The 23,376-nt window shown below is 40.9% G+C and carries 24 protein-coding genes; 19 read left to right on the forward strand and 5 right to left on the reverse strand.

Annotated features, from left to right (window positions below; translation table 11 throughout):
• Positions 1-222 precede the first annotated feature (222 nt).
• The 12 genes from ESV85_RS14050 (at position 223) to ESV85_RS14105 (ending at position 12,212) form a co-directional block, all read left to right on the forward strand.
• Positions 223-870: a hypothetical protein gene (locus tag ESV85_RS14050; RefSeq protein ID WP_146918599.1), complete on the forward strand. Its 648-nt coding sequence runs from the start codon at positions 223-225 to the stop codon at positions 868-870.
• Positions 871-977: 107 nt separating this feature from the next.
• Complete coding sequence (locus tag ESV85_RS14055) at positions 978-1,859, forward strand: Nif3-like dinuclear metal center hexameric protein (protein ID WP_223276004.1); 882 nt, start codon at positions 978-980, stop codon at positions 1,857-1,859.
• A gap of 153 nt (positions 1,860-2,012) precedes the next feature.
• Positions 2,013-2,459: a response regulator gene (locus ESV85_RS14060; protein WP_146918601.1), complete on the forward strand. Its 447-nt coding sequence runs from the start codon at positions 2,013-2,015 to the stop codon at positions 2,457-2,459.
• An 8-nt stretch (positions 2,460-2,467) separates the two neighbouring features.
• Complete coding sequence (locus ESV85_RS14065) at positions 2,468-4,897, forward strand: PAS domain S-box protein (protein WP_146918602.1); 2,430 nt, start codon at positions 2,468-2,470, stop codon at positions 4,895-4,897.
• Positions 4,898-5,141: 244 nt separating this feature from the next.
• Positions 5,142-5,702, forward strand: coding sequence for a helix-turn-helix domain-containing protein (locus ESV85_RS14070; RefSeq protein WP_146918604.1), 561 nt, complete (start codon positions 5,142-5,144; stop codon positions 5,700-5,702).
• A gap of 293 nt (positions 5,703-5,995) precedes the next feature.
• Entirely contained in the window at positions 5,996-6,346 is a 351-nt protein-coding gene (locus ESV85_RS14075; RefSeq protein WP_146918606.1) for a cupin domain-containing protein, read from the forward strand.
• 12 nt (positions 6,347-6,358) lie between these two features.
• Positions 6,359-6,571: a hypothetical protein gene (locus ESV85_RS14080; RefSeq protein WP_146918608.1), complete on the forward strand. Its 213-nt coding sequence runs from the start codon at positions 6,359-6,361 to the stop codon at positions 6,569-6,571.
• Between the two features lie 89 nt (positions 6,572-6,660).
• Positions 6,661-6,846 carry a general stress protein CsbD gene (locus tag ESV85_RS14085; protein WP_146918610.1) on the forward strand — a complete coding sequence of 62 codons (186 nt, stop codon included), beginning with the start codon at positions 6,661-6,663 and terminating at the stop codon, positions 6,844-6,846.
• 55 nt (positions 6,847-6,901) lie between these two features.
• The gene (locus tag ESV85_RS14090; protein WP_191322012.1) at positions 6,902-7,981 is read left to right on the forward strand and encodes a fatty acid desaturase family protein; all 1,080 of its coding nucleotides are present in this window, start codon (positions 6,902-6,904) and stop codon (positions 7,979-7,981) included.
• A gap of 216 nt (positions 7,982-8,197) precedes the next feature.
• On the forward strand, positions 8,198-9,742 hold the full coding sequence (locus tag ESV85_RS22320; protein WP_191322013.1) for an alpha/beta hydrolase-fold protein: 1,545 nt from the start codon (positions 8,198-8,200) through the stop codon (positions 9,740-9,742).
• A 111-nt stretch (positions 9,743-9,853) separates the two neighbouring features.
• On the forward strand, positions 9,854-11,374 hold the full coding sequence (locus ESV85_RS14100) for a sulfatase (RefSeq protein ID WP_146918612.1): 1,521 nt from the start codon (positions 9,854-9,856) through the stop codon (positions 11,372-11,374).
• 79 nt (positions 11,375-11,453) lie between these two features.
• Positions 11,454-12,212, forward strand: coding sequence for an SDR family NAD(P)-dependent oxidoreductase (locus ESV85_RS14105; protein ID WP_146918614.1), 759 nt, complete (start codon positions 11,454-11,456; stop codon positions 12,210-12,212).
• A gap of 244 nt (positions 12,213-12,456) precedes the next feature.
• On the opposite strand, the gene ESV85_RS14115 is transcribed toward ESV85_RS14105, so the two are convergent.
• The 5 genes from ESV85_RS14115 to ESV85_RS14135 form a co-directional block, all read right to left on the reverse strand.
• A complete protein-coding gene (locus ESV85_RS14115) occupies positions 12,457-12,636 on the reverse strand; it encodes a hypothetical protein (RefSeq protein WP_146918616.1) in 180 nt (59 codons plus the stop codon).
• Positions 12,637-12,652: 16 nt separating this feature from the next.
• Positions 12,653-13,861: an acyltransferase family protein gene (locus ESV85_RS14120; RefSeq protein ID WP_146918618.1), complete on the reverse strand. Its 1,209-nt coding sequence runs from the start codon at positions 13,859-13,861 to the stop codon at positions 12,653-12,655.
• Between the two features lie 53 nt (positions 13,862-13,914).
• On the reverse strand, positions 13,915-14,307 hold the full coding sequence (locus tag ESV85_RS14125) for a RidA family protein (RefSeq protein ID WP_146918620.1): 393 nt from the start codon (positions 14,305-14,307) through the stop codon (positions 13,915-13,917).
• Between the two features lie 20 nt (positions 14,308-14,327).
• The gene (locus ESV85_RS14130) at positions 14,328-15,644 is read right to left on the reverse strand and encodes a DUF418 domain-containing protein (protein ID WP_146918622.1); all 1,317 of its coding nucleotides are present in this window, start codon (positions 15,642-15,644) and stop codon (positions 14,328-14,330) included.
• Positions 15,645-15,835: 191 nt separating this feature from the next.
• Positions 15,836-17,467 carry a sulfatase gene (locus ESV85_RS14135; RefSeq protein ID WP_146918624.1) on the reverse strand — a complete coding sequence of 544 codons (1,632 nt, stop codon included), beginning with the start codon at positions 17,465-17,467 and terminating at the stop codon, positions 15,836-15,838.
• A 175-nt stretch (positions 17,468-17,642) separates the two neighbouring features.
• Here ESV85_RS14135 and ESV85_RS14140 point away from each other — a divergent pair, with 175 nt between their 5' ends.
• The 7 genes from ESV85_RS14140 (at position 17,643) to ESV85_RS14170 (ending at position 23,084) form a co-directional block, all read left to right on the forward strand.
• Positions 17,643-19,157: a Gfo/Idh/MocA family protein gene (locus ESV85_RS14140; RefSeq protein ID WP_146918625.1), complete on the forward strand. Its 1,515-nt coding sequence runs from the start codon at positions 17,643-17,645 to the stop codon at positions 19,155-19,157.
• Between the two features lie 89 nt (positions 19,158-19,246).
• Positions 19,247-20,188, forward strand: coding sequence for a TIM barrel protein (locus ESV85_RS14145; protein ID WP_146918627.1), 942 nt, complete (start codon positions 19,247-19,249; stop codon positions 20,186-20,188).
• Positions 20,189-20,199: 11 nt separating this feature from the next.
• A complete protein-coding gene (locus ESV85_RS14150; RefSeq protein ID WP_146918629.1) occupies positions 20,200-20,586 on the forward strand; it encodes a glyoxalase/bleomycin resistance/extradiol dioxygenase family protein in 387 nt (128 codons plus the stop codon).
• 48 nt (positions 20,587-20,634) lie between these two features.
• The gene (locus tag ESV85_RS14155; protein ID WP_146918631.1) at positions 20,635-21,024 is read left to right on the forward strand and encodes a VOC family protein; all 390 of its coding nucleotides are present in this window, start codon (positions 20,635-20,637) and stop codon (positions 21,022-21,024) included.
• A 69-nt stretch (positions 21,025-21,093) separates the two neighbouring features.
• Entirely contained in the window at positions 21,094-22,518 is a 1,425-nt protein-coding gene (locus ESV85_RS14160; RefSeq protein WP_146918632.1) for a S1C family serine protease, read from the forward strand.
• Positions 22,519-22,726: 208 nt separating this feature from the next.
• The gene (locus tag ESV85_RS22770; protein WP_410488862.1) at positions 22,727-22,822 is read left to right on the forward strand and encodes a hypothetical protein; all 96 of its coding nucleotides are present in this window, start codon (positions 22,727-22,729) and stop codon (positions 22,820-22,822) included.
• A gap of 13 nt (positions 22,823-22,835) precedes the next feature.
• On the forward strand, positions 22,836-23,084 hold the full coding sequence (locus tag ESV85_RS14170; protein WP_146918634.1) for a VF530 family DNA-binding protein: 249 nt from the start codon (positions 22,836-22,838) through the stop codon (positions 23,082-23,084).
• The last annotated feature ends 292 nt before the right edge of the window (positions 23,085-23,376 follow it).

Consider the following 23,376-nt stretch of genomic DNA (forward strand, 5'->3'; position numbering starts at 1 on the left):
ATAGCACAAATAAATGTAACTGGTGCCACTTCAGGCATAAGGATAGATGAGCAGGATTTACCTTAGAGAAGATCAAAACTGGAAAGAGAGTATATTAGGGTTGAATCGATTTTTCAGATGTTTAAGGAGGTCATATCAGCTGTTTAAGGACCAGCAGTATAAAAAATGGATGAAAAAACAATCTGAATCCTAAGTCTGTTAACTTTATAAAAACCAAAAGCCATGAAAAAAATATCAATCATCCTACTGGCTGTCTGTGCATTGCAGGCATGCCAACCCAAAGAATCCACGCCAGACACCTTGCCAATGAAAGTGGCGATGGCTTATGGATATGATAAATTTGACGAAGTCAATTCCATCGCTTACACTTGGAATGTACAGCGCGACTCTGTAAATGTGATGACGAGAGATTGGAAATGGAACATAAAGGATCGCACGGTTTACTATGCTACTGCAGACACCAGCTACACCTACAGCTTGGACATGGCTGCTGATGCAAAGCCAGATGCAGACAAAGGTTTTATCAATGATAAGTATTGGATGATGTTCCCTTTCCAACTGGCTTGGGACAGCGGCTATGAGTATGAGACAGAAGAAAATGTACCCACTCCTATCGCAGGTACTAACTCCACTAAACTGACAATAGTATATAATGCAGCAGACGGATATACTCCTGGCGATGCATATGATCTGTATTTGGATGAAAATAACATGATTCTTGAATGGGTATTCCGAAGAGGAAATGGTCCAGACGGCAGGCCTACTACATGGGAAAATGTAGAGCAATTTGGCCCAATCAAATTGGCCACCACTCACGCTAATCAAGATGGTCAGAGGCTTATCTGGTTCTCCAATATTTCTGTGAATTAATAGATTTTAATCCTATAATAACAAGCCGTTTGCCTCAAGCAAGCGGCTTTTTTTGTTGCTTTTCACTATCTTGAAAGACAACGAACCCAATCAAACCTATTTCTAAAATGAAATCAAACAGACGAAATTTCATCAAAAAATCCAGCCTCCTAATAGGCACTGGACTGATAGTCAATCCATTTTCAGTCTATCCTTCTTCCCTGAAAAATTATACTGTGGGCGAAATCATGGATATCTTCATCGCTCAGGTACCTAATGCCCCTTTCTCACAAACTGTAGATACCCTGAAGACTGGCTCCAAAGAGCAACAAGTGACTGGCGTAGTCACTACCATGTTTGCTACGGTCACGGTGATCCGAAAAGCCATTGAGCTGAAGGCTAATTTCATCATAGCGCATGAACCTACTTTTTATAACCATTTGGACGAAACTGAATGGCTCGAAAATGACCCAGTTTACCAATTCAAGCGAAAACTACTCGATGAACACGGCATAGCAGTTTGGCGAAATCACGATTATGTACATAGCCTCAAGATCGACGGGGTACAAGCTGGTGTAGTGAAGGAATTAGGTTGGGAGAGCTATTACAAGCAAAATGCAGTCTTGAATCTTCCTGAAACTACCCTCGGCGATCTGATCACACATATCAAAACAAAGATGAATGTACCAGCCCTTCGCTATGTCGGAGATCTTTCTCAAAGAGCAAGTAAAATTGCACTGATACCTGGAGCTGCAGGCGGGAGAAGGCAAATCGAGATGATGCAGAAGGAAAAACCGGACGTTTTGATTTGCGGCGAAAGCCCAGAATGGGAAACTCCCGAATATGTTCGAAACGCTAATGAAATGGGAGAAAAGCTTGCTCTGATTGTAATTGGTCACTCGGCTAGTGAAGAGGGCGGCTCTGAGTTTATGGCTGAATGGATAAAGGAAAATTTACCAGAAATACCTGTATACCACGTTCCATCAGGGAATTCTCTCTCTGTAAAGTGACATATTCTACGCCTTAACTTTCTATAAAATCTTAATAATCCCTGCGGAAAACCATCTTTATCTGCCTTTCAAAAACCAACACGATCCTACTTCATTTACATTATATTTGAATATAGAGTCGCTAAAAGCTCATACTAGATTACCCATAAAACCATGAACGTAGGACCCATTAAACTTTTGCTGGCCGACGATGATGTAGATGATCGATTCTTTTTTAAAGACTCCCTTTCAAAATTACCCATCGAAACAAACTTAACCACAGTCACGAATGGCGTAGAGTTAATGACCCTACTATTGACTTCCAAGGAAGAGCTTCCAGACGTAATTTTTCTGGATTTGAATATGCCATTGAAGTCTGGGTTCGAATGCCTAGCAGAAATAATGGCTCATGATAAATTCCGAAATTTGCCCATCATCATATATTCCACCTCCATGGAGGCACCTGTGGTCAATTCTCTCTACGAGCAGGGAGCATTTCACTACATCCGAAAGCCTGGAGAATATTCTAAAGTAAAAGATGTGATATTTTTAGGACTCAGCTCTTTAGCTAATAAAGCCACAAAACCTACCAAAGACAATTTTATAATCCAATCTCAGTAACAAACGCTATGGCAGATCTACGTTCAACAACTTCGGGACTTCCTATTGGTGGCGGTAAAATGGGTCAATTAATTCGCGAAAAGGATTGGAGCAAAACACCTTTGGGAAATCCTGAGAATTGGTCTCAAAGTTTAAGAACCACACTGAACATCTTACTAGCATCCAAATTCCCCAAGTTCCTTTGGTGGGGCTCTGAATTAACTTGTTTTTATAACGACGCCTACAGGCCTAGCTTAGGCTCGGACGGAAAGCATCCATCCATACTGGGAATGTCTGGCCAAGAAGCCTGGCCGGAGATTTGGCACATCATCAAGCCATTGATGGATAAGGTTTTGGACAATGGAGAATCACTCTGGTTCGAAGATCTCCTTGTGCCTATTTATCGCAATGGGAAAATTGAAGATGTGTATTGGACTTTCAGCTACAGTCCTGCTAGAGATGATGACAGCAAAATTACAGGAGTGCTGGTCACTTGTGCAGAAACCACTCAAGAAGTCCTTTTAAAAAGAAAACTGGAAAGAAGCGAGCGAAAACTTAGGTTGATCATTCAGCAGGCGCCAGCCTCTATAGCAACTTTTAAGGGGCCTAATTATGTGACTGATATAGCGAATGCAAATGCATTGGAACTCTGGGGACGAGAGGCAAAAGATGTATTAAAAAAGCCAATTTTAGAAGCTATCCCAGAGCTCAAAGATCAAGGAATCAAGGAGCTTCTAGATGATGTATATAAAACAGGGAATCGATTTGCTGCTTCTGAACTACCCGTGCAGCTGCTTCGTGATGGAAAACTTGAAACTGTCTACATCAACTTTAGCTATGAACCCCTCTATGATGCAAACGGGGAGATCAACGGAATCATAAGCATAGGTCATGATGTCACTTATCAGGTGATGGCACACAAGAAAATTGAAGTAAATGAAGAGAAACTTACCATGGTCATTGACGCTACTGAGCTAGGTACTTATGACTACAACATCAAAACTAAAAAACTGGATGGTTCGAAAAAACTGCATGAGATTTTCGGATTATTTGCGGCGGAAGATCTCGACCACGCAAGCTTTGTCAGTTCTATTCACCCTAAAGATCTGGAGGTTAGAAAAGCTGCTTTTGAAAGATCCTTTGAAAGTGGAATCTTAGAATACACGAGTAGATTAATTCTACCTGATGGCAGTTTACGCTGGATAGAAGTGAAAGGAAAAGTATACTTTGATGAGGATAACAATCCGCTAAAAGTGCTGGGAACTGTAAGGGACATCACTTCTGCACGAATAAATACGCAAAAATTAGAAGAAAGTGAGCAGAAATTCAGATTGCTAGCTGACTCACTGCCACAGCATATTTGGACAGCAGACACAGAAGGAAATCTTAATTATTTCAACAAATCAGTCTTTGACTTTTCGGGATTTAGTCCAGAGCACCTTGATCGAGAAGGCTGGCTCGCTATTGTTCACCCCGATGATAGGACCGCCAATATAAAAGCTTGGACAGAATCTATTTCTTCAGGTAAGGATTTCCTGTTTGAACACAGGTTCCGCAAACACGACGGCACATACAGATGGCAGCTAAGCCGTGCTAAGCCACAACTCAACGAAGATGGAGAAATACAAATGTGGGTTGGATCCAGCACTGACATTCATGATCAAAAGGAATTCACAAATGAACTGGAGCGCCTGGTGGTGGAGAGGACGAATGAACTGGCTCAAAACGTGAAAGATCTGGCAAATATGAACAAGGAACTTCAATCTTTTGCATACATCTCCAGCCATGATTTACAGGAGCCGCTTCGCAAAATCCAGACTTTCTCTACGCTTCTTTTAGAAAATGAATATGAGAACTTAACAGACGATGGCAAAGAGCATTTTAACAGAATGCAAAATGCAGCGAAGCGTATGCAGGCACTCATTAGTGACCTTCTCGCATATTCACGTACATCAATTGCGGAGCGTAAATTCGAACCGACAGATTTAAATAAATTAATTGTAGAGATAAAAATGGATTTGAAGGAAGAGCTAGCCTTTCATCATGCAATAATAGAATCAGATGAGCTTTGCACCATCAACATTATCCCTTTTCAATTTCGACAGCTATTACAAAATTTAATCAGCAATTCTCTGAAGTTCTCCGTCAAAGACCGCGAGCCCCATATCAGTGTCACCAGTGAAAAAGGCCTGGGAAGGGAATTTAATTTGGAGCGATTATCTCCAACTATTAACTATTGCCACATTCGTGTTTCTGACAATGGGATTGGTTTTGAGCCTAAGTATAGTGAGCGGATTTTTGAATTGTTCCAAAGACTCCATGGAAAGGATAAATTTCGGGGTACGGGAATAGGATTAGCAATTGTGAAAAAAATCGTAGAAATCCACAACGGATATATTACCGCTCAAGGTAAGCCTAATCAAGGTGCAACATTTGACATTTATCTTCCTGAGAATTAAAACCGAAAGGGCTACATTATTATCAATTGCCACTTCAGAATTAGAAATACCTGTAGTTCAGCTACCTCCTTTTGAAACTATACTTCATTAAACCGCATTATAAAAGCAGCTGCAGGTTATCATTTGCATTTCTAAACGAACGGCTCCTACAGTTTCAGTTTGAGCCCTTCGTCTTTCATCGAAGGATCTCCACCCATCCACAGGTCCTTAACCATTTTGAATAAACCATTATAAAACTCAACTGATGAAGCTATATATCAAATACATGGTGAGTTTGCGATGCAAAATGCTGGTAATGGAAGAGCTGAAAAAGCTTGGGCTTAATTATGTATTTGTAGATCTAGGAGTCGTGGAAATCCCGGTAAACATCACCCTCGATCAAAGAAATCAGCTGAAGAAAAACCTGTTAAAATCGGGGTTAGAACTTCTGGATGACAAGAGAAGTATCATTATTGAGAAGATCAAAAATATCATCGTAGAGATGATTCACTACTCCGACGAGTTGCCCAAAGTGAATTACTCAGACTATATCAGTGAAAAGTTGGGTTATGATTATACCTATCTCGCTAATATGTTTTCGGAAGTAAAAGGAATTACTATCCAGCAGTTTATAATTATTCACAAAATAGAACGAGTCAAGGAGTTGTTGATCTATGATGAACTGACGTTGACGGAGATTTCCCACAGATTGCATTATAGTAGCGTAGCCCATTTGTCTAATCAATTCAAAAAAAATACAGGTTTAACCCCAACCTACTACAAGCAATTAAAAAACAAACGAAAGCGAAGTTTGGAGGATTTATAACTTTCAACTGGATTTGTTTTTTTCTTTCTGTTAGCACTTTGGGATAAATTGGCAGAGTAGCATTGCCTACCCTTCCATTTGTTTTACAGACAGTTGACAATAGCTTTTACTATTCCTTATCAATGTGGGATATATGTAAGGTTGTAATGACACGATGTAACACATTAGGTCTTGAATAATGTGATCATTGTATAAATCAGACGATTGCCCTACAGAAAACTACCGGCATACGGTCATGAAACACGAAGTTATGGCTAGAGTACTGCTTGGATTTAATCATATAAAAATCTTCTATGGGAAATAAAGAATTTGAGAAATCAATGACCTATCGATTAGTCGATACGGTAGATTATGTACCTGGATCAGTAGTGATCAAATCCATCTTGACAAAGCAAACTGGAACTGTAACAGTGTCCTCATTTGATGCAGGAGAAACGATGCTGACCAAAACATCTCCATTCGATAACCTCATACAGATAATAGATGGAGTAGCGGAGATCATTATCGAAGACACTTCAAGTATGGTTGAAGTTGGTCAATCAATTATTATCCCAGCACACACAAGGAACCGAATAAAGGCAAATAGCCAGTTTAAAATGCTGTCTACTATAATCAAAAGTGGTTACGAGGATGTTAGTCTTTGAAAACAAAAAAAAATGATCAATGACCTAGACATCAAATTCAAAGTAGGCGATATCGTCTACGCAAAAGTAAACCCTGAAGTAAGGCTGCTTGTAAGGAAACATTATGCACATATCTATTATTGTAGATATGCCGATCTACCTATGAAAAAGGAATTGGCTCTTTTCGAAAGAGAAATTGTAGTTAATGAAAAGCAAGTAGTCAATAATAAATCAAAGCTTTATTAAGATATTATGAGTAATAATCTTGATAGCAAAAGAAAGCCTAAAGTTCAGATCCGAAAAAAAAATCAGTAATCCCATAATAAGGAACTAATATGACTATCACACGAAGCTGGCGAGAACAAAAAGTAATGCTGAAACTACGATTCTCCATTTTAGACGATGCAGATTTCGAGTTTGTAGAAGGACAAAGAGAAAGCATGATGGATAAGCTTTCTCAAAAGCTCAAAAAAACCAAGGAAGAGCTTCAGGCACTCTTTGCTGAACTGCAAACTTATTGAGGATAATCAATTATTAAAGCTTAAAAGGAACAGAGAAATTATAACCATGGCACAAATGAAAACTTTAAAATTCGATAAAACCGGAAGTCCTGAATTCTCCAAAATCCTGCGGCAAAGAGTAAATGAATACTTCAAAAAAAATAACAAAAACATCTATGGGAATAGAAGCATGGTGATAAAGACCATTATTATGCTCTCTACTTTCTTTATTCCACTCATCTTTATCAGCACTGGGTTAGTTTCCAGTCCGGCACTACTATTTGCCTTATACATCACCAGCGGGTTGGGAATGGCAGGAGTAGGTATGGGCGTGATGCATGATGCGATACACGGCTCCTATTCTAAAAATAAGACAGTAAATAAGTATTTGGGATATACCATAAACCTAATTGGTGCGAATGCAAGTGTATGGAGAGTACAACATAATGTACTCCATCACACCTACACCAATGTTGATGAAGGTGATGATGATATCAATGCACCTTTTTTCCTGCGTTTTTCTCCACACGCTAAACTCTATTGGATTCACCGCTTTCAATACCTGTACATATGGCTTTTCTATGGCCTTTCTACGATATCATGGATTACCATGAAGGATTTCGTGAGAGTGCATCGCTACCAAAAAATGGGCTTCTTTAACGAGGGACATGAATTCAGAAAAGAACTATTAAAAATCTTTAGCTGGAAGGTACTCTACTATTCCTATGCTTTAGTGTTACCCTTGATTATGGTTCCACTTCCCGCCTGGATCATCATTTTGGCCTTTTTGAGTATGCATTTTGTTACCGGAATTTGTATTAGTCTGGTTTTTCAGACTGCTCATATAGTCTCTGACGCATCATTTCCCACCCCCGATGAAGAGGGTGTCATTCCAAGCGACTGGTCTGCGCATCAGCTGGCTACTACAAGCAATTACTCCCCTAAAAGCAGGATATTTTCTTGGCTCATCGGAGGTCTTAACTTTCAGATAGAACATCATTTGTTCCCTAATATCTGTCACGTGCATTACAGAAAACTTTCTGGTATAGTCTCCGAAACAGCTAGAGAATTTAACATTCCCTATATGGTGAAGACATCCTTCCGGGTTGCTCTTTGGGATCATGTCAAAATGCTTCGTCAGTTGGGAAGAGCTTAGTGGATATGCTACTTTAAAAACAATCATTTTCATTTCTAGGGTTACACTTAGTAAACATCAATGTGGGGTTTTAGATCAGGTGCTATTGGTAAAACCGGTAGTTTTTTCACCTCTACCTGTGACGTTAGTGGCTTGAGCTTCATTATTTTTTGAACGAGTATATTCTCGTTATCTTACTTATCTCAAAATCTAGCAATAACCCCAAACCCAGAAACCGTGAAAATTAAATTTTTTACTCTGATCCTTCTTGCCCTCAGTACACTGAACTCACAAGCACAAGAAGAATATAAACAGGGTCCGAACTCAGCAGTTTACGAGACTATTCCTAAAGGAACAATCACCAAACACTCTTGGGAAAGCTCTGTATTCCCAAACACTAAAAGAGATTATTACATCTACGTTCCAGCTCAATACAACGCATCCAAACCATCAGCACTCATGGTTTTCCAGGATGGACATGCTTACGTGAATATTGAGGGTGATTTTAGAGTTCCCACAGTTTTTGACAATCTCATAGCCCAAGGGAAAATGCCAGTAACGATCGGTCTCTTCATTGATCCGGGACATGGTAAAAATGAACCTGAAGCAGAAAGCCCTTGGCGTGCAAGCAACAGGAGTTTTGAGTATGACGAAGTATCTTCTACTTATAGTGATTTCCTCATTAACGAAATGATCCCGGAGCTGAAGAAAACTTATAATATTTCTGATGACCTTAAGATGAGAGCTATAGCTGGTCTGTCATCTGGTGCCATTTCTGCTTTTAGCACAGCATGGTTTCATCCCGAAGCATTCCAAAAAGTACTGAGTCATTATGGGAGTTTTACAGACATCCGTGGTGGACATAACTACCCACCAATGATTCGTAAAGGAGAAAAGAAAGACATCAAAATCTTTATGCAGGATGGGTCAACTGACTTAGACAATCAATACGGCAACTGGTGGCTTGCCAATCTCCAAATGGAGTCGGCCCTGAAATTCAAGGATTATGAATATGAATTCGTAGGCGGAACTGGCGGACACAATGGCAAGCACGCAGGTTCTATTCTGCCCGAATCTCTGATGTGGCTTTGGAGCGATGTAGTACCTGAAAAAGTGGCTTCTCAAGTTTATTCCTACCCTTCTGCTAAGGCTGATACCTTACTCATGAAAGGTGAAACCATGCACCTGAATGACATGGAGTTTACGGTGAATTTCATGAAAGCCGCAGCAAAGAGAACATTTTACAATGCGACCAAAGAACAGATTTTACTGATCAAAGAAGGGGAAGTAAAAGCTACCCTAAATGGAAAATCAAAAACTATAGGTGCAAACAGTGTCTTGGTTCTTATGCCTGGTGATAAAGCAGAATTGATCGGCTCAGCTGAGGGAACTGAGTACTATCAAATGGTTTATTCTTCGACGGACATGGATATGAAACGAGGGAAAGAAGCAGGATCGGAAATCTTGGATTACAATGATATCGAGTATAAAGAGCATGACCGTGGTGGAGTACGAAGCTATTTTCATCGGAAGACAGCCATGTGCCCCTATTATGAAATGCACATGACCAACCTGAACTCTGGAATAAAAAGCCATGAACCGCATACCCATGTCGCTACTGAAATAATCATTATGATAGAGGGAGAAACAGAGATGGAAATAGGTAATAAAAAATACCAAGGAAAAGCAGGAGATGTCTATTTTCTGCCCTCTTCCATTCCGCATGCGATCCGAAACACAGGAAAAGAACAAACTCGGTATATGGCATTCCAATGGTATTAATTGGCTTTTTAAGATTTCCAGAATCCTTCCTAATAAATCCCCTATCCATTAAAGGCTGAATTTGCATCACTTAGCGAAGAGGCCTATCTTATTTCCCTAAACCCTATAGCCATGCCTGCTTTTTCAATCCTAGTGCTACTGCTCACACTTTTTTCAAACCCTCAAAAACCAGAAGTTCCTCAAGCAAAACAGCCCAATATTCTGTTTTTGATAGCCGATGACTGGTCCTTCCCGCATGCAGGAGTTAATGGAGATCCGGTGGTTCGCACCCCGACATTTGACCGCTTGGCTGCCGAAGGAGCCCTATTCACCAATGCTTATACCGCGTCACCTTCCTGTTCTCCTTCCCGTGCTGCTGTTCTATTAGGCAGGTATCCTCACCAGAATGAGGACGGAGGCAACCTCTGGTCAGAATTCCCAGCACAATACCCAACTTACGTAAGCCTCTTGGAAGAAGATGGATATTTCACAGGATCAACTCGAAAAGGCTGGGGACCGGGTGACTATGAAGTAAGTGGCCTATCGCACAATCCAGCCGGCAAAACTTATCAAGACTTCAAGATATTTTTAGCGCAAAAGCCCAAGGACCAACCCTTCACTTTTTGGTTTGGAAGCACAGATCCACATCGCGAATATGTCCCTAATACAGGAATACAAACCGGAATGGCTTTGGAGGATGTGAAAGTTCCAGGCTTTTTCCCTGATGTCGAATGTGTCAGAAATGATATTCTAGACTACTATTTTGAAATAGAAAGATTCGATAGAGAAAGTGGTCAACTGATCAAAATGCTGGAGGAAGCCGGCGAACTTGATAATACCATTATCGTAATGACGAGCGACAATGGCATGCCTTTTCCACGGGCAAAAGCAAATTTGTACGACTACGGCACACGGATGCCTCTTGTGATCAGATGGCCTGAGAAAGTAAAAGCTGGAACCGTCATCGATGACTTTGTGAATTTCATCGACTTTGCACCGAGCTTCGTAGAAGCAGCCGGACTAACAGCGGAGACAATGTCTGGACAATCACTGTGGCCACTTCTGGCAGGAGAAAAACAAAATCGAGATCAGGTTTATTTGGAACGAGAGCGCCATGCAAATGTGAGAAAAGGTAACCTCTCCTATCCTATGCGCGCCATCAGAGATCATCAATACCTATTTATCAGAAATATGATGCCTGAGCGAAATCCTGCCGGCGACGCCACTGTTCATCAGTCCGTAGGACAATATGGGGACGTGGACAATTCAATTACCAAGTATCTGATCATGAGTTTGGAAGAAAAACCCAAAGCAGGAACACCTGATTACTTCAAATTGGCGTTTGACAAAAGACCCGAAGAGGAGCTTTACGATGTAATTAAAGACCCTTACCAATTGAATAATTTGGCGGATGAAAAATCCTATGCTACTGTCAAAGACCAAATGAGGAAAAAGCTTCAAAGCTGGATGAAAGAAACGGGAGACTTGAGAGCTAGCGATCCACGTTCTTTGTATTGGGATGAAGTCCGCTATACTCCGAATTATCAGATGAAAGATTTTGATTTCCGGCAAGGAATAGAAGATTACCGGATTAAGCCACCATTTGGAAAATATGCAAAAGAAGGAATTCCTTGCCTAGAGATAAATCCATAATTAAGAACTTGCACAAGGTTAAAACTAAATTTAAAACCTCAGCGCGAGTCTTTTGCGCTTTTCTATTAAACCCCAAACAATGAGATTGCACCAAAAAACAGCCATCATAACTGGTGCTACCAGTGGCATGGGAAAAGCCATGGCAGAACGTTTTGTCAGCGAAGGAGCTTCCGTGATTTTGAGCGGCCGTGATGAGCTCCGAGGTAGGGAGCTAGAAAAAAATCTTACCCAGCTGGGCGGAAAGGCAGTTTTCATTGCCGGAGATATTTCTCAAATAGCTGTAAATGAAACGTTGGTTCGAGAGGCTATTCAAAATTTCGGGAAATTGGATATAGTCGTTACCAATGCTGGAAAGTTAGGATTGGGATCAGTGACGGATATTTCCTTTGAAGAATGGAATGAAACCATAAGCGCCAATCTGAACTCCGTGTTTTACCTGAGTAGGTTTGCGATTCCTGAAATGCAGAAAAATGGCAAGGGCGTCATCCTCGCAAACAGTTCGATTGCAGCCTTTAAGAGTTTTCCCAATCATGCGGCCTATTGCGCTAGCAAAGCAGCCTTGGTTGCATTGGTGAAAGAGATGGCGTTAGATTATGGCCCTACAATCCGTGTGAACACAATTTGCCCCGGTCCAGTCGATACTCCTTTGATTTGGGATTCAGCCAAAGCATTTGATGATCCTGACACCATCGTGCAGCAAACAGCCAACAATACGCTGATGAAGCGACTTGGGAATCCCGAAGATATTGCTTCGCTGGCGTTGTTTCTCGTTTCCGATGAAGCATCATGGATTACAGGTTCTGCCTATACGATTGATGGTGGGATTTTGGTTAAATAAGACCTAGAACTTTATGAATTATAGGCTGAAGCACGATCAGTCGCTTTGCAAGCATACCAGGAGGGAAAAACAATCATGTGATAGCTGCTCGAAACCGTTAAGTTCCGAGCAGTATCAATGTAAAACAGCGTTAGTTTTAATTGGTAATAATGTGAGGATACATGATCCTATTAATTTTTCAAAATGATTCGAAATCGCGCTTTTCCTGTATCTAAGTGTGCTAGTACCTCATTCATCTGAGACATTAAGAATTCTTCGGTGACCATTTAAAATCCCAATACCTTCCAAATACTTCTTGGTCGAGACTGAAATAGGGGAGTGCTTGAAACACAAATTTCCCAGCAAATCCGATCTGGAAAATCCAGCCCAATAAGTATAAATAGGAAATAGGACTGATGGGTTTTAGAATGTTTGCTTGCTTCATTTCTGTAGGCTTATTTTTAAGTCAATGAGGTTGATACCTTCCTAGCTTCCTCAGTATGCCGGATATCTGCTACACTTCTCGTGTATTTACGACCATTGAGAAACTTCCCGATAAAGGTGCTTCGGACAAATAAATGATAGGTGCTAAAGCAGATGATTGAAGTCACTGATAGTACTGTCAAAAATTTCAGCATAGCTGGCACTTGCCACTCGAAAATAAGTGCTGGAATAAAAGCTGCAATAGGCAAGTGAACGAGGTACACCCAATAAGATGCATCCGAGATATAGCGCATTCGAGCTGAATGCTTACTTCCGTAGCGGAGAAAAAGTCCCGTAAATCCAAAGATTAAGAGCCAAACGACCAATGACTTGACAAGGATCGTCATTTCAAAGCTATAGGATGGCACATTTAGTGCGTATCCGAAAAAGAGAACAATTCCCAATACGGTGCATACCCAATCCAAACGCTTCATGCTGTCCAAATGCTCTTTAGATTTAAACAAAACCCACCCTACAATAAAAAAGGTGAAATAGTAGAAGAAGGTGTTGAAATCAGGTATGAAAGAATTGGAGGTTTCCACTTGAGAAATCCCCATAATTAGGTAAACCAAGCCGGTGATCACCGCAAAAAAGAGTACTCTTAAAACTGGCTTTTGAATAATCCAGCTAAATGCTATAGAGATAGTATTCGCCAAGCTGGGAGTCTTCCTAATAGCAAAGGCGATCAGAGTTGAAACACCTAATATCAAAATAAGATAATATAGGAACCATAGGTGAAATGTGGTCTGAGGAATGAGAATCAGTGGAGTTCCTACGATAGCCATCGTCTCTGCCCAGGCATTTGACTCACCAGCAAACACAAATCCTGTATAAGTAAAAGAGAAAAAAATTAGAGGCCAAAGCAAAATCACAAATACAATAAAAGGATACACGATTCGTGAAACTCTATTCTTAATCATAGCCAGTGGTTTTCTTTCATAAAACAACATGGCTCCAAAGAAACCAGAGACTACAAAAAATATTTGCATCCGGAAGGAATGGATAAAAAACACAATAAGATCATTGATCATGCTATTGGAGCTTGGGTCTTTCAATCTCCATGCATCTCCATATTCATAGAGGCCATAAGTAATAGAAGAATGAATTACTAAACCTAAGAGCATCATAATGGCTCTTAGGGAATCGAGAGAGTGTAAACGTTCGGTTTTTGGAAGGACTGTGTTCATCTTACCTATATATAAAAGTGTTTATTCAATTTTCTATGATTTTTAGGAATACATCATTTATGTACTTCCAATTCGATTTCGATCAGAAATTCTGGTAATGCCAGCCCTTTGACCTCTAGCCATGTCCCTGTGGGAAAGTGCCGTGTATAAATGCTGTTTCTATAAGCAGCATGCTCCAAAAATGCAGGCATGTCGGTAGTAAATACATTCTCTACCACCACATCGTCAAAGGTGCATTTATAGTGCATCAGGACCTTTTCCAAATCAGAATAGCAGTTTTTCATCTGTTGGAGTAAATCACCTATTGCAGTAGGTGCTCCTTCATCATCCATGCTGACAGCACCGGAAACTTTGATGCTATTCCCAATCTTCACGGCATGGCTGTATCCGTAGGCTTTTTCCACTTCAGGTCTGAGTAGGAAGTATTCTGGTTTTTCAGATTTCATAGTTTTTAATTTTATTGAAATTAGATCGTCTGTGCTGGCATTTTTCGGAAGCCATGGACTTTGCCATAGCTCAGATTTCGCCAAAGCCATTCTGCTGGACCGTAATGAAAATAGCGAAGCCAGATTGGGCTAAGGATGAGTTGAAAAATCCAAATACCAAACACCACATAGAGTAGTTCATAGCGCTGAAGCTTGCCAAACATTCCAAAACCTACTCCGGTAAATATGATCATACAGATGACCGAATGCATCAAATAATTGGTCAGAGCCATCTTTCCAACTGCTGCAATGCTGGACTTCAGCCAGCCTAGAATTGGTGATTTGCAGAAAAGCATAATTAAGCCTACATGCCCCATTGCGACAAATACTCTTCCCCAGTAGTAAGTGATCATTGATTTGCTCTGAGAAATCACAGAAAAGTTATCCTCTAGGATCATATTCATTTCATAGTAATTGATGAGTAATCCAATTGCATATCCTATACCTACCATAGCTAGATAGAATGAATTTGGTTTTTCTCCTGTCAACACTCCCAATTTGAATAGCGCCATACCTATCAGCATCATACTAAGCACGTCCCATACATCGTATTTGTAAGGCCAAAGCGTATCAGAATCAAAATTTTCAGGTGCTAAATGCGCAACTACTTTGAAATATCCTTTGTGCATTTCATCATTGTATTCTTGGACAGCTTCTGGTGTTCTTTTCTCCTCATATTTCTCCCATCTTGATTTTGCAGCTTTGAGCTCTTTGGTCAGTTCCTTCCCATCAGCCTCAAACACCTTTACTTCTTCCAATTCCGCCATCCACTTTTTCGTATTGGTATAGTTTACATAGAGCCAAAGAGTACCAATAGAAAATAAGATGATCGCGGTTGCAATCAAGAATTTGGGAGCCATAGATCTAAAGGAGTAGACCAAGAAACCCATCAAAGCATATTGATACAAAATCTCTCCAGTCCATAAGAGCAAGTAGCCATGGATCAACCCAAAGACTAATAGCCAAGTAATTCTTCTGAAGTAAATATCAGCCGCTTTGATCCCTGCTCCTTTTTTGAGTAGGCGATCTAAAAACATAAACATCCCAACTCCAAATAGAAGGGAGAACAGGGCTCTCATAGTACCTTCAAAAAGCATATTAGTGGTCATCCATGTATAAAGATTGAGCCCTGTCGAGCCCCCTGTCACAGTAGGATCACTATAGGACTCGTAAAGTCCATAGCCATTGATATTCATCAATAAAATACCACAAAGGACAATGCCTCTCATCACATCGAGCGATAAAATCCTGTCGGATTGCTTGAGTGGCTTAAAGTCTTGAAAAGTAGATTCGGTCATAGCTTATCTGATCCCGAGATTTGAAAAGTATTCACTTGTGGCTCAGGAGAATAATAAGCTATCCATTTTATAATGGACGAGGATAAGGTATTGGACTAATGCATATTAAAATTGTCCAAGCTTGGACATAAATTTCCCAATGGCAATTCTGAAGTCGGATAATAATTTAAAAAAGTGATAGCGCTCGAAATTTATTTCACCACTACCAATTCCATAGATGGCTCAAACCCTATTCTATGGGCCAGTACATAAAGTGAATCTCCAGCACTCATTTCAAAAGGAAACTGATAAACTGACCAAGAGTCTGAAGCATTTTTCCTAAACCCAACTGATGCTCCCTTTGTCGCAGAAGATAAAGATACCTTCCCATCCTCATAGTGAACTTTCACAGGTTCAGTGGCAGGTGCATGGTCCGCTCCATTCCACCATTGATTTACCATTTCCATTTCTGGTATTGCACCCATGTCTCCAAAATCTTTTATCCATTTTAAATGAGCTTTGCGAAGCTCATCCAGTTTATCCGCATAGTCAGGATTTCCAGCTAGGTTATTAAACTCGTATGGATCAGTCTTGGTGTCATAAAGCTCTTCTTCTGGCTTTGTTTCGTCAAACCAACGTTCTTGATTTTTATCCAATTTTCCTTCATCATGAAGCTCTAGCATATGAACCATCAGCGGATTATTTAGTCTATAGCGGATGTTCTGATAGTTAGCCTTATCAGTCATGTAATTCTTGATGTATTTGTATTGTCCATCACTGACAGCTCGCACTCGATCTACCTCTGAATCCATGCGATCCCGTGCAGCATAGATGTACTTTCTTGGTTCAGACTTTTGGTTCCCCATAAATGCCTGTCCCTGCATATTATTAGGGATTTTCACTCCTGCTAGAGAAAGGACAGTAGGCCCAAAATCCACAAAACTGACCAATTGATCATCCATAGAGCCCGGTTTGATAAAAGGCGCTTTGATGAAAAGAGGAACTCTCAGACCTCTATCATACAGCTCCCGCTTGTAATAAGGCATGCCATCCCCATGATCCGAGTAATAGAAAATAATTGTATTCTCATACAGTCCATCGTCCTTCAATTGCTGCAACAGCTCACCCACTTGGGCATCAAAACGCATCACATTCGTGATAAATCGAGCCAAAGTCCTACGCGTAATCGAGTCATCTGGATAAACAGGAGGTACTATCACATCTGCTGGATCTACCAATAAATCCTCATTTTCTCTGGCCCATACCTGTGATTCGTGGGTAATAGTGTAATTGAAAATCGAGAAAAAAGGCTGGTTTGGATCTTTCCTATTTCTCCAATGAGCGGTATTGCTACTCTCATCCCACATCGTGCCGGGTGCATTAAACTGATAATCTTCCTTCACATTGTTACTGGTGTAATATCCCGCCATGCGCAGGTATTCAGGATACCCATGCATCCCTTCAGGGATCATCGCTGAATAAGATTTATGCCCAGGAGGATAAGCATCCTCATTGCCTTTAGATAGACCAACAGTACGCATGTGCATCGCACCAATAGAAGTTTGATATGCTCCTGTAATCAGCGCTGCTCTACTTGGCGCACAAACACCTGCTGTGGAGAATGCATTTGTAAAAATCACACCAGCTTTCGCGAGTGAATCCAACACGGGAGTTTTCCCTCCTGTACCTCCATAAACCCCCAAATGCTCAGGTGACATGTCCTCATTTACTATCCAAATGATATTAGGCCGCTCTGGATAATCTATTTCCGTCAGGGAACTAGGGTCTTTCTGACAGGATAAAAACAAAAATGAACCAAGACAAATGGAAAGTAAATACTTCATATACAGATAGATTTGAACTATCCAAGATATTCTATTTAACCTGAAAATTAAAACCTTCTGTATATGACACCTAAAAAAGCCACATAACATTTCCTATTTATGCCTCAGGAAGATAAGTTCTTTGGATTCATGTCAAGCTTTGGTAACTTAAAAGCCTAACACCTTGAACCCAATCATGGCTCCAAATAAAAATTTGAACCGAAGAGAATTTCTTGGTTCAGCAGCTACCGTTGCTGCATCTATTTCCATAGTCCCATCTAATGTAATTGCTGGCCTTGGGAAAATCCCACCATCGGATCAGATCACTGTTGCCAATATTGGTTGTGGCACCCAAGGTTTGAGAGAAATGGGAGAGCTCTTAGAAAACCCGAAAGTTCGCGTAGTAGCTGTTTGCGATTCAAATAAATACTCGGAAAACTACATTGATTGGTCGCCCTATGGCATCCGTGATGACATCCGAAAAACACTAGGAGACGATACCTGGTGGAGCAATGTCAATGGAATTGCCGGAGGAAGAGATGTGGGTCAAGCTTACGTGGAAAAATACTACGCAAAAAACAACCCTTCAGGGAAGTATAAAGGCTGCGCAGCTTACGAGGATTTTCGAGAGTTTTTTGCAAAGGAAAAAGGTATCGATGCAGTCAAAGTCATGACTCCAGATCATACCCATGCATCTATCGCAATAGCTGCAATGAATAACGGAATTCATGTGGTCACTCATAAGCCTATTTCCAACAGGCTTATGGAGGGAAGAAAAGTGATCGAGAAAGCAAAATCAAGCGGAGTGATCACACATTTGCTTGCCTGGTCAGATCGGCCAGAATACCGCCAAATCAAAGCCTGGTTGGACGAAGGTCTGATCGGCGAGTTAAAAGAAATACACAATTGGTCCTATCGACCTGTTTGGCAACAATGGACGAAAAGACCCACAGGCGTAGAAACCATCCCTGAAGGATTCAACTGGGATCTTTGGCTAGGGCCCGTTCCGGATATGGATTATCATAAAAACTACACGCACAATGTCTTCCGTGGCTGGTATGATTTCGGCGGAGGTTCGGTAGCAGATATGGGACATTACAGTCTTTTCCCCCTATTTGAAACACTAGGTATTCGCAACTCGCCTATAAGTGTAAAATCATACGGAACTACCACCAGAGAAGAAGTTAATGGAGTATATCAGTGGGTTGAAAATGACGTAGCTTTTCCGGCTAGCTGCATGATCAAATGGAAATTTCCTGAGCAAGGCTCTCTACCTCCTTTTGACCTCATATGGTACGATGGAGGCATGAAGCCATTTGCACCGGAGGAATTGGAAATGGATGGCAAAGACACACCGAATGAAGGCTTGATGCTAGTGGGAACAAAAGGGAAAATCTTAGGTGGATTTAGAGGAGAAGATCCCGTACTACTTCCAGAAAGCAAAATGGCTACCCGACCAGATTCCGAGCGAATAGATTCTGATAGCGTTGAGAGAAACACATCTGCATGGGTGGAAGCCATCCAATCCGGAAAGCAAACCCCTGGGAGCTTCATCCGTGCACAAACAATCACAGACACCATTAATCTCGGAGCTGTTGCTTTGCGCTCAGGAAAGAAAGTAGATTTTGATGCCTCCACTTTGAAAATCACTAATGATGCTGACGCGAATAACTTGCTGACAAGAGAGTACAGAAAAGGCTGGGAAATTTAAGTTAGTCTTTAATGAGCTGTTTACAGTAAAACTCAAAATCTCTATCCCCAATCTATTTAAAACCACATTTCTCTTTAACCCAAATCAACATGAACAATAGAAGAAATTTCCTAAAATCTGCTGGACTGGCTACAGCTGCCATTGGTCTAGGAATGCCCCAAATGGCTTTTTCATCAAAGAAAGCTGCACCACTTTTCAAAATCTCGCTTGCCGAATGGTCATTGAATAAGCAACTGTTTGCAGGGAAAATGGATCACTTGGACTTCCCTATGCTTACTAAAAAAGCTGGAATCGAGGCAGTAGAATATGTAAACCAATTTTTCAAAGACAAAGCCAAAGACATGGCCTATCTGAAGGAAATGAAAACCCGAGCTGATGGTGAAGGAGTAAGATCTGTTCTAATCATGTGCGACGGCGAAGGGATGCTCGGTGCAGCTTCTCAAGAGGAGCGAACGCAAACAGTGGAGAATCACAAAAAATGGGTAGAAGCGGCCAAATTCTTAGGCTGCCATTCTATCCGGGTAAATGCCTACTCGGCTATTCCTTGGAGCACTTCTGAACAGGATTATAAAACATCCAGTGATCTTGCAAGCGCCGGACTTCACGAACTTTGTGAATTTGCAGATGACTATGATATCAATGTCTTGATCGAGAATCATGGTGGATTCTCAAGTAATGGAAAATGGCTTGCTGAGATGATTGCGAAAGCTGATCATCCACGGGCAGGAACACTACCAGATTTTGGGAATTTCAGGATTGCCGCAGTAGAAGGCAAAAACGTTTCTTATGATTCCTATCGTGGCGTAGATGAAATGATGCCTAGAGCAAAAGGCGTCAGTCTAAAACCAACAGTTTGGGACGACCAGGGTAATGAACATACTCTTGATTATCCTAAAATGATGAAGCTTGTTTTAGCGCATGATTTCCATGAATACGTAGGCATTGAGCACGGTGAAGAAGGTAGAGAATGGGAAAGCATAAAAGAGATTAGGATAGAGTTGGAAGATGTAAGAAGAACTCTTGAAGCGTAAATTATTTCAAAATGAAAACTGAATTCCTCTGTACCGTGCCTGTCCTTCCTTCTCAAAACATCACCCGAGACATAGATTGGTATTCCCATAACTTTGGCTTCGTCAAAACCTTTGGTGATCATATGTATGCAGGCATGCGCTTGGAAGATATTGTGATCCATCTTCAGTGGCATGCAGACACTGCTGCAGATCCTCTTTTGGGAGGTTCGGTGGTGAGGATTTTTGTCAAAAACATTGAGCCTTATTTTGAATCCCTGGTAGTGAAAGGAGCTATCACATGTGACAAGCTCATCAAAAACACTGCTTGGGGCACACATGAATTTGGTCTATATGATTTGAACAACAATGCGGTTTTTGTAGTGGAGGACATAGAATCTTCCTCAGAAAAAACTTCCTAAATAATTCAATCGGTTTTCAATTCAGGCAGGATTTAGCCTATTTTGAACATGCAACAACAACTTGGACAAATCGCGATTTTAGTAAGAGATTACGATGAGGCTATTGAATACTACACACAGAAATTAGGATTTGAACTGATAGAAGACACGCATATCAGTGATGTAAAACGCTGGGTACGGGTTTCTCCTCCAGGTTCCTCCTGCCAATTGCTCCTTGCAAAAGCAGCCGACGAACTCCAGCGAAATCAAATTGGGTTTCAATCTGGAGGAAGAGTATTTCTGTTTTTATACACTGATAATTTCTACCGGGATTATCATAATTACACCGCAAAAGGTGTAGAATTCATCAGAGAACCTTCCGAAGAAGCTTTCGGAACCGTTTCAGTTTTTAAGGATTTGTACGGGAATCTATGGGATTTTATAGAGAGAAATGTTTGAGGATGTTTGAAAGATCAGTATTCCTAAAAAATTGTCATTGGTCTGGCATTTCGCTTATTTAATGAATCTATGACAAAAGCTAAACGCAAACTCACCGATATCGCCCGCCAGATGATGAGCGGTGTCGTACAGATACAAATAGAAGGGTACATAGAGGAGGATATTCAGTCGGTATTGAATCCCTCGATTAAGATTCCAGGTCAATGGTCAGGCTCAGGATTCTTCGTGAAATATAAAGATCTCGAAGGTCACATGGTGACCAATGCACATGTCGTAAGGAATGCTGTCAAGGTCGAAATAAGTTCTATGCTTACCAGCGAAGAACGCTTCGAAGCAGAAGTGGTTGGACTGGTAAAACAGCTGGAACCAGATGTAGCGTTAATCAAACTGACAGATAAGGAGCTCCTACGGTTTAAAAAACTTGCAATCCAACCTATTGAATATCTAGAGCTTAGGGAAGGAACGAGTCCCTCACGCGGTGAAGCGATCAAGGCGATTGGATACCCTATGGGAATGATTGAACCAAATATTACCGGTGGTGAAATCACTAATTTTATCTCAGGTTCGGAATACACCACAGAGCGATTTGTGACCAATGCAGCTATCAATCCGGGTAACTCAGGCGGCCCGAGTATCAACGAAGAAGGGAAGGTGGTAGGCCTGAATACTGCCGTTATGATCGATGCCGAAAACATCGGCTTTATCACTCCCGCTAGTTTCGTGAAAATAATCATCGAAAACCTACTGCTCCAAAATGAACCTCATTTTGCAGATATCGGTGGGAACCTGCAAAAAAATGCAGAAAACTTTAATCCATTATTGAAACAGTCGCAGGCCAAAGGAGTGATAGTCTCAAAGGTCTTAGCAAATGGTTTCCTTGAGGCTGCCGATATTCAACCTAGAGATGTAATCCTATCTGTCAACAAGGTCGAGTTTGACAGGCATGGCATCGTCATCGGTAAGGAGGGTTTGTACAGACACAAAAATATCTATGATGTAATGAAGCTGGTACCAATCGGGGAAGAAGCAGAAATTCATTTTATGCGAAATGGTGTGATCAAAAAGACCAAAGCACTTGCCATGCGTAACCCTGAAAAAGGCATAATCTCCAACCCGATCTTAAATGAAAGAACGTATTTGGAAGTATTTGGCATGATCATTCAACCCTTGAGCTATGAAATCATCCAAGCAATTCAATTCGTTGATCCTTATGCGCAAATCGAAATGCTGCAAACCATAGACCAGGAAAAACCCATGCTGGTCGTGACACATATCTATCAGGGAACACAAGCTGATGAAGTGGAATGGCCTCTTGGTGAGCTGATTATCAAAGCTAATGATCATGAAATCCACACGATTGAAGCCTTGCAAAAAATTATTGATAAGAACAAAGGCGGAACTGTGCTGCTGGAATGTCTCAGTGGCACGATAGGCTATTTTCAGGTTGATCAAGAACTTGAATCAGATTTGGCTAATGTTAAGGTCAAAAAATAGACTTAGCTGAATTTATCTTTATGAAATGAAATTAATTTCAGGTTTAACAAAGGATTGTGAAAAATCTATCTCGATTACCTTGCCTTCTTATTCTCACTTTTGCCTGCAGTCCAAAAGAAGAAAGTGGCCCAGTAGCCACGATACGGTAGAGATATCATCACCATGACAAGGGAGTTTTGTAGCCGGAAAATTAGCCGATCTGGTTGTTTTGGACCAGAATCCATTAAAGGTTCATCCAATGACTTTGAAAGAAATACAAGTGATGGAGACCATTAAGGAAGGAAAGACTATTTTTAAGAAATAATTCGAAAGATAAAATGTCCGATAATACAATTCCTGATTCCCAACCCAACAACCCTCTTCACGGAATCAAACTCGCAGACATCGTTGCGCACCTAGTAGAATGCTATGGATGGGAAGAACTCGGCGAACGAATAACTATTCGCTGCTTTACGCATGACCCTTCGGTCAATTCAAGCTTGAAATTTCTTCGAAAAACCCCTTGGGCTAGAGAGCGAGTAGAAGGATTGTATTTGAAGTCTTTGCGTGACGCGAAGAAGAAGTGATTTTTTTAGCTCGCAACGGCGCAACGACTCATCTGGTTCAAGTATCCTGATCTTCTGGTTCAAGTCTCATGACTTGGACCTACCATAATGAAGTCTTCAGACTTCTATTAAATAAGGCTTCTGCAAAGGCAATCACAAGACTTAATTCACAGGACACAAGTCTGAAGACTCATATCTTTGGAATGAATCAAAAAAACAGAATAATGGTGTAGCCAGACTTCGAGACTAAGTACGGCAATGTCGATACTGTGCGCAAGGAATCACACCTTTATTCTTTCCTCTTCAAATCTGA

Source organism: Algoriphagus aquimarinus, from assembly GCF_007997215.1.
In the GTDB taxonomy this organism is placed as follows: domain Bacteria; phylum Bacteroidota; class Bacteroidia; order Cytophagales; family Cyclobacteriaceae; genus Algoriphagus; species Algoriphagus aquimarinus_A.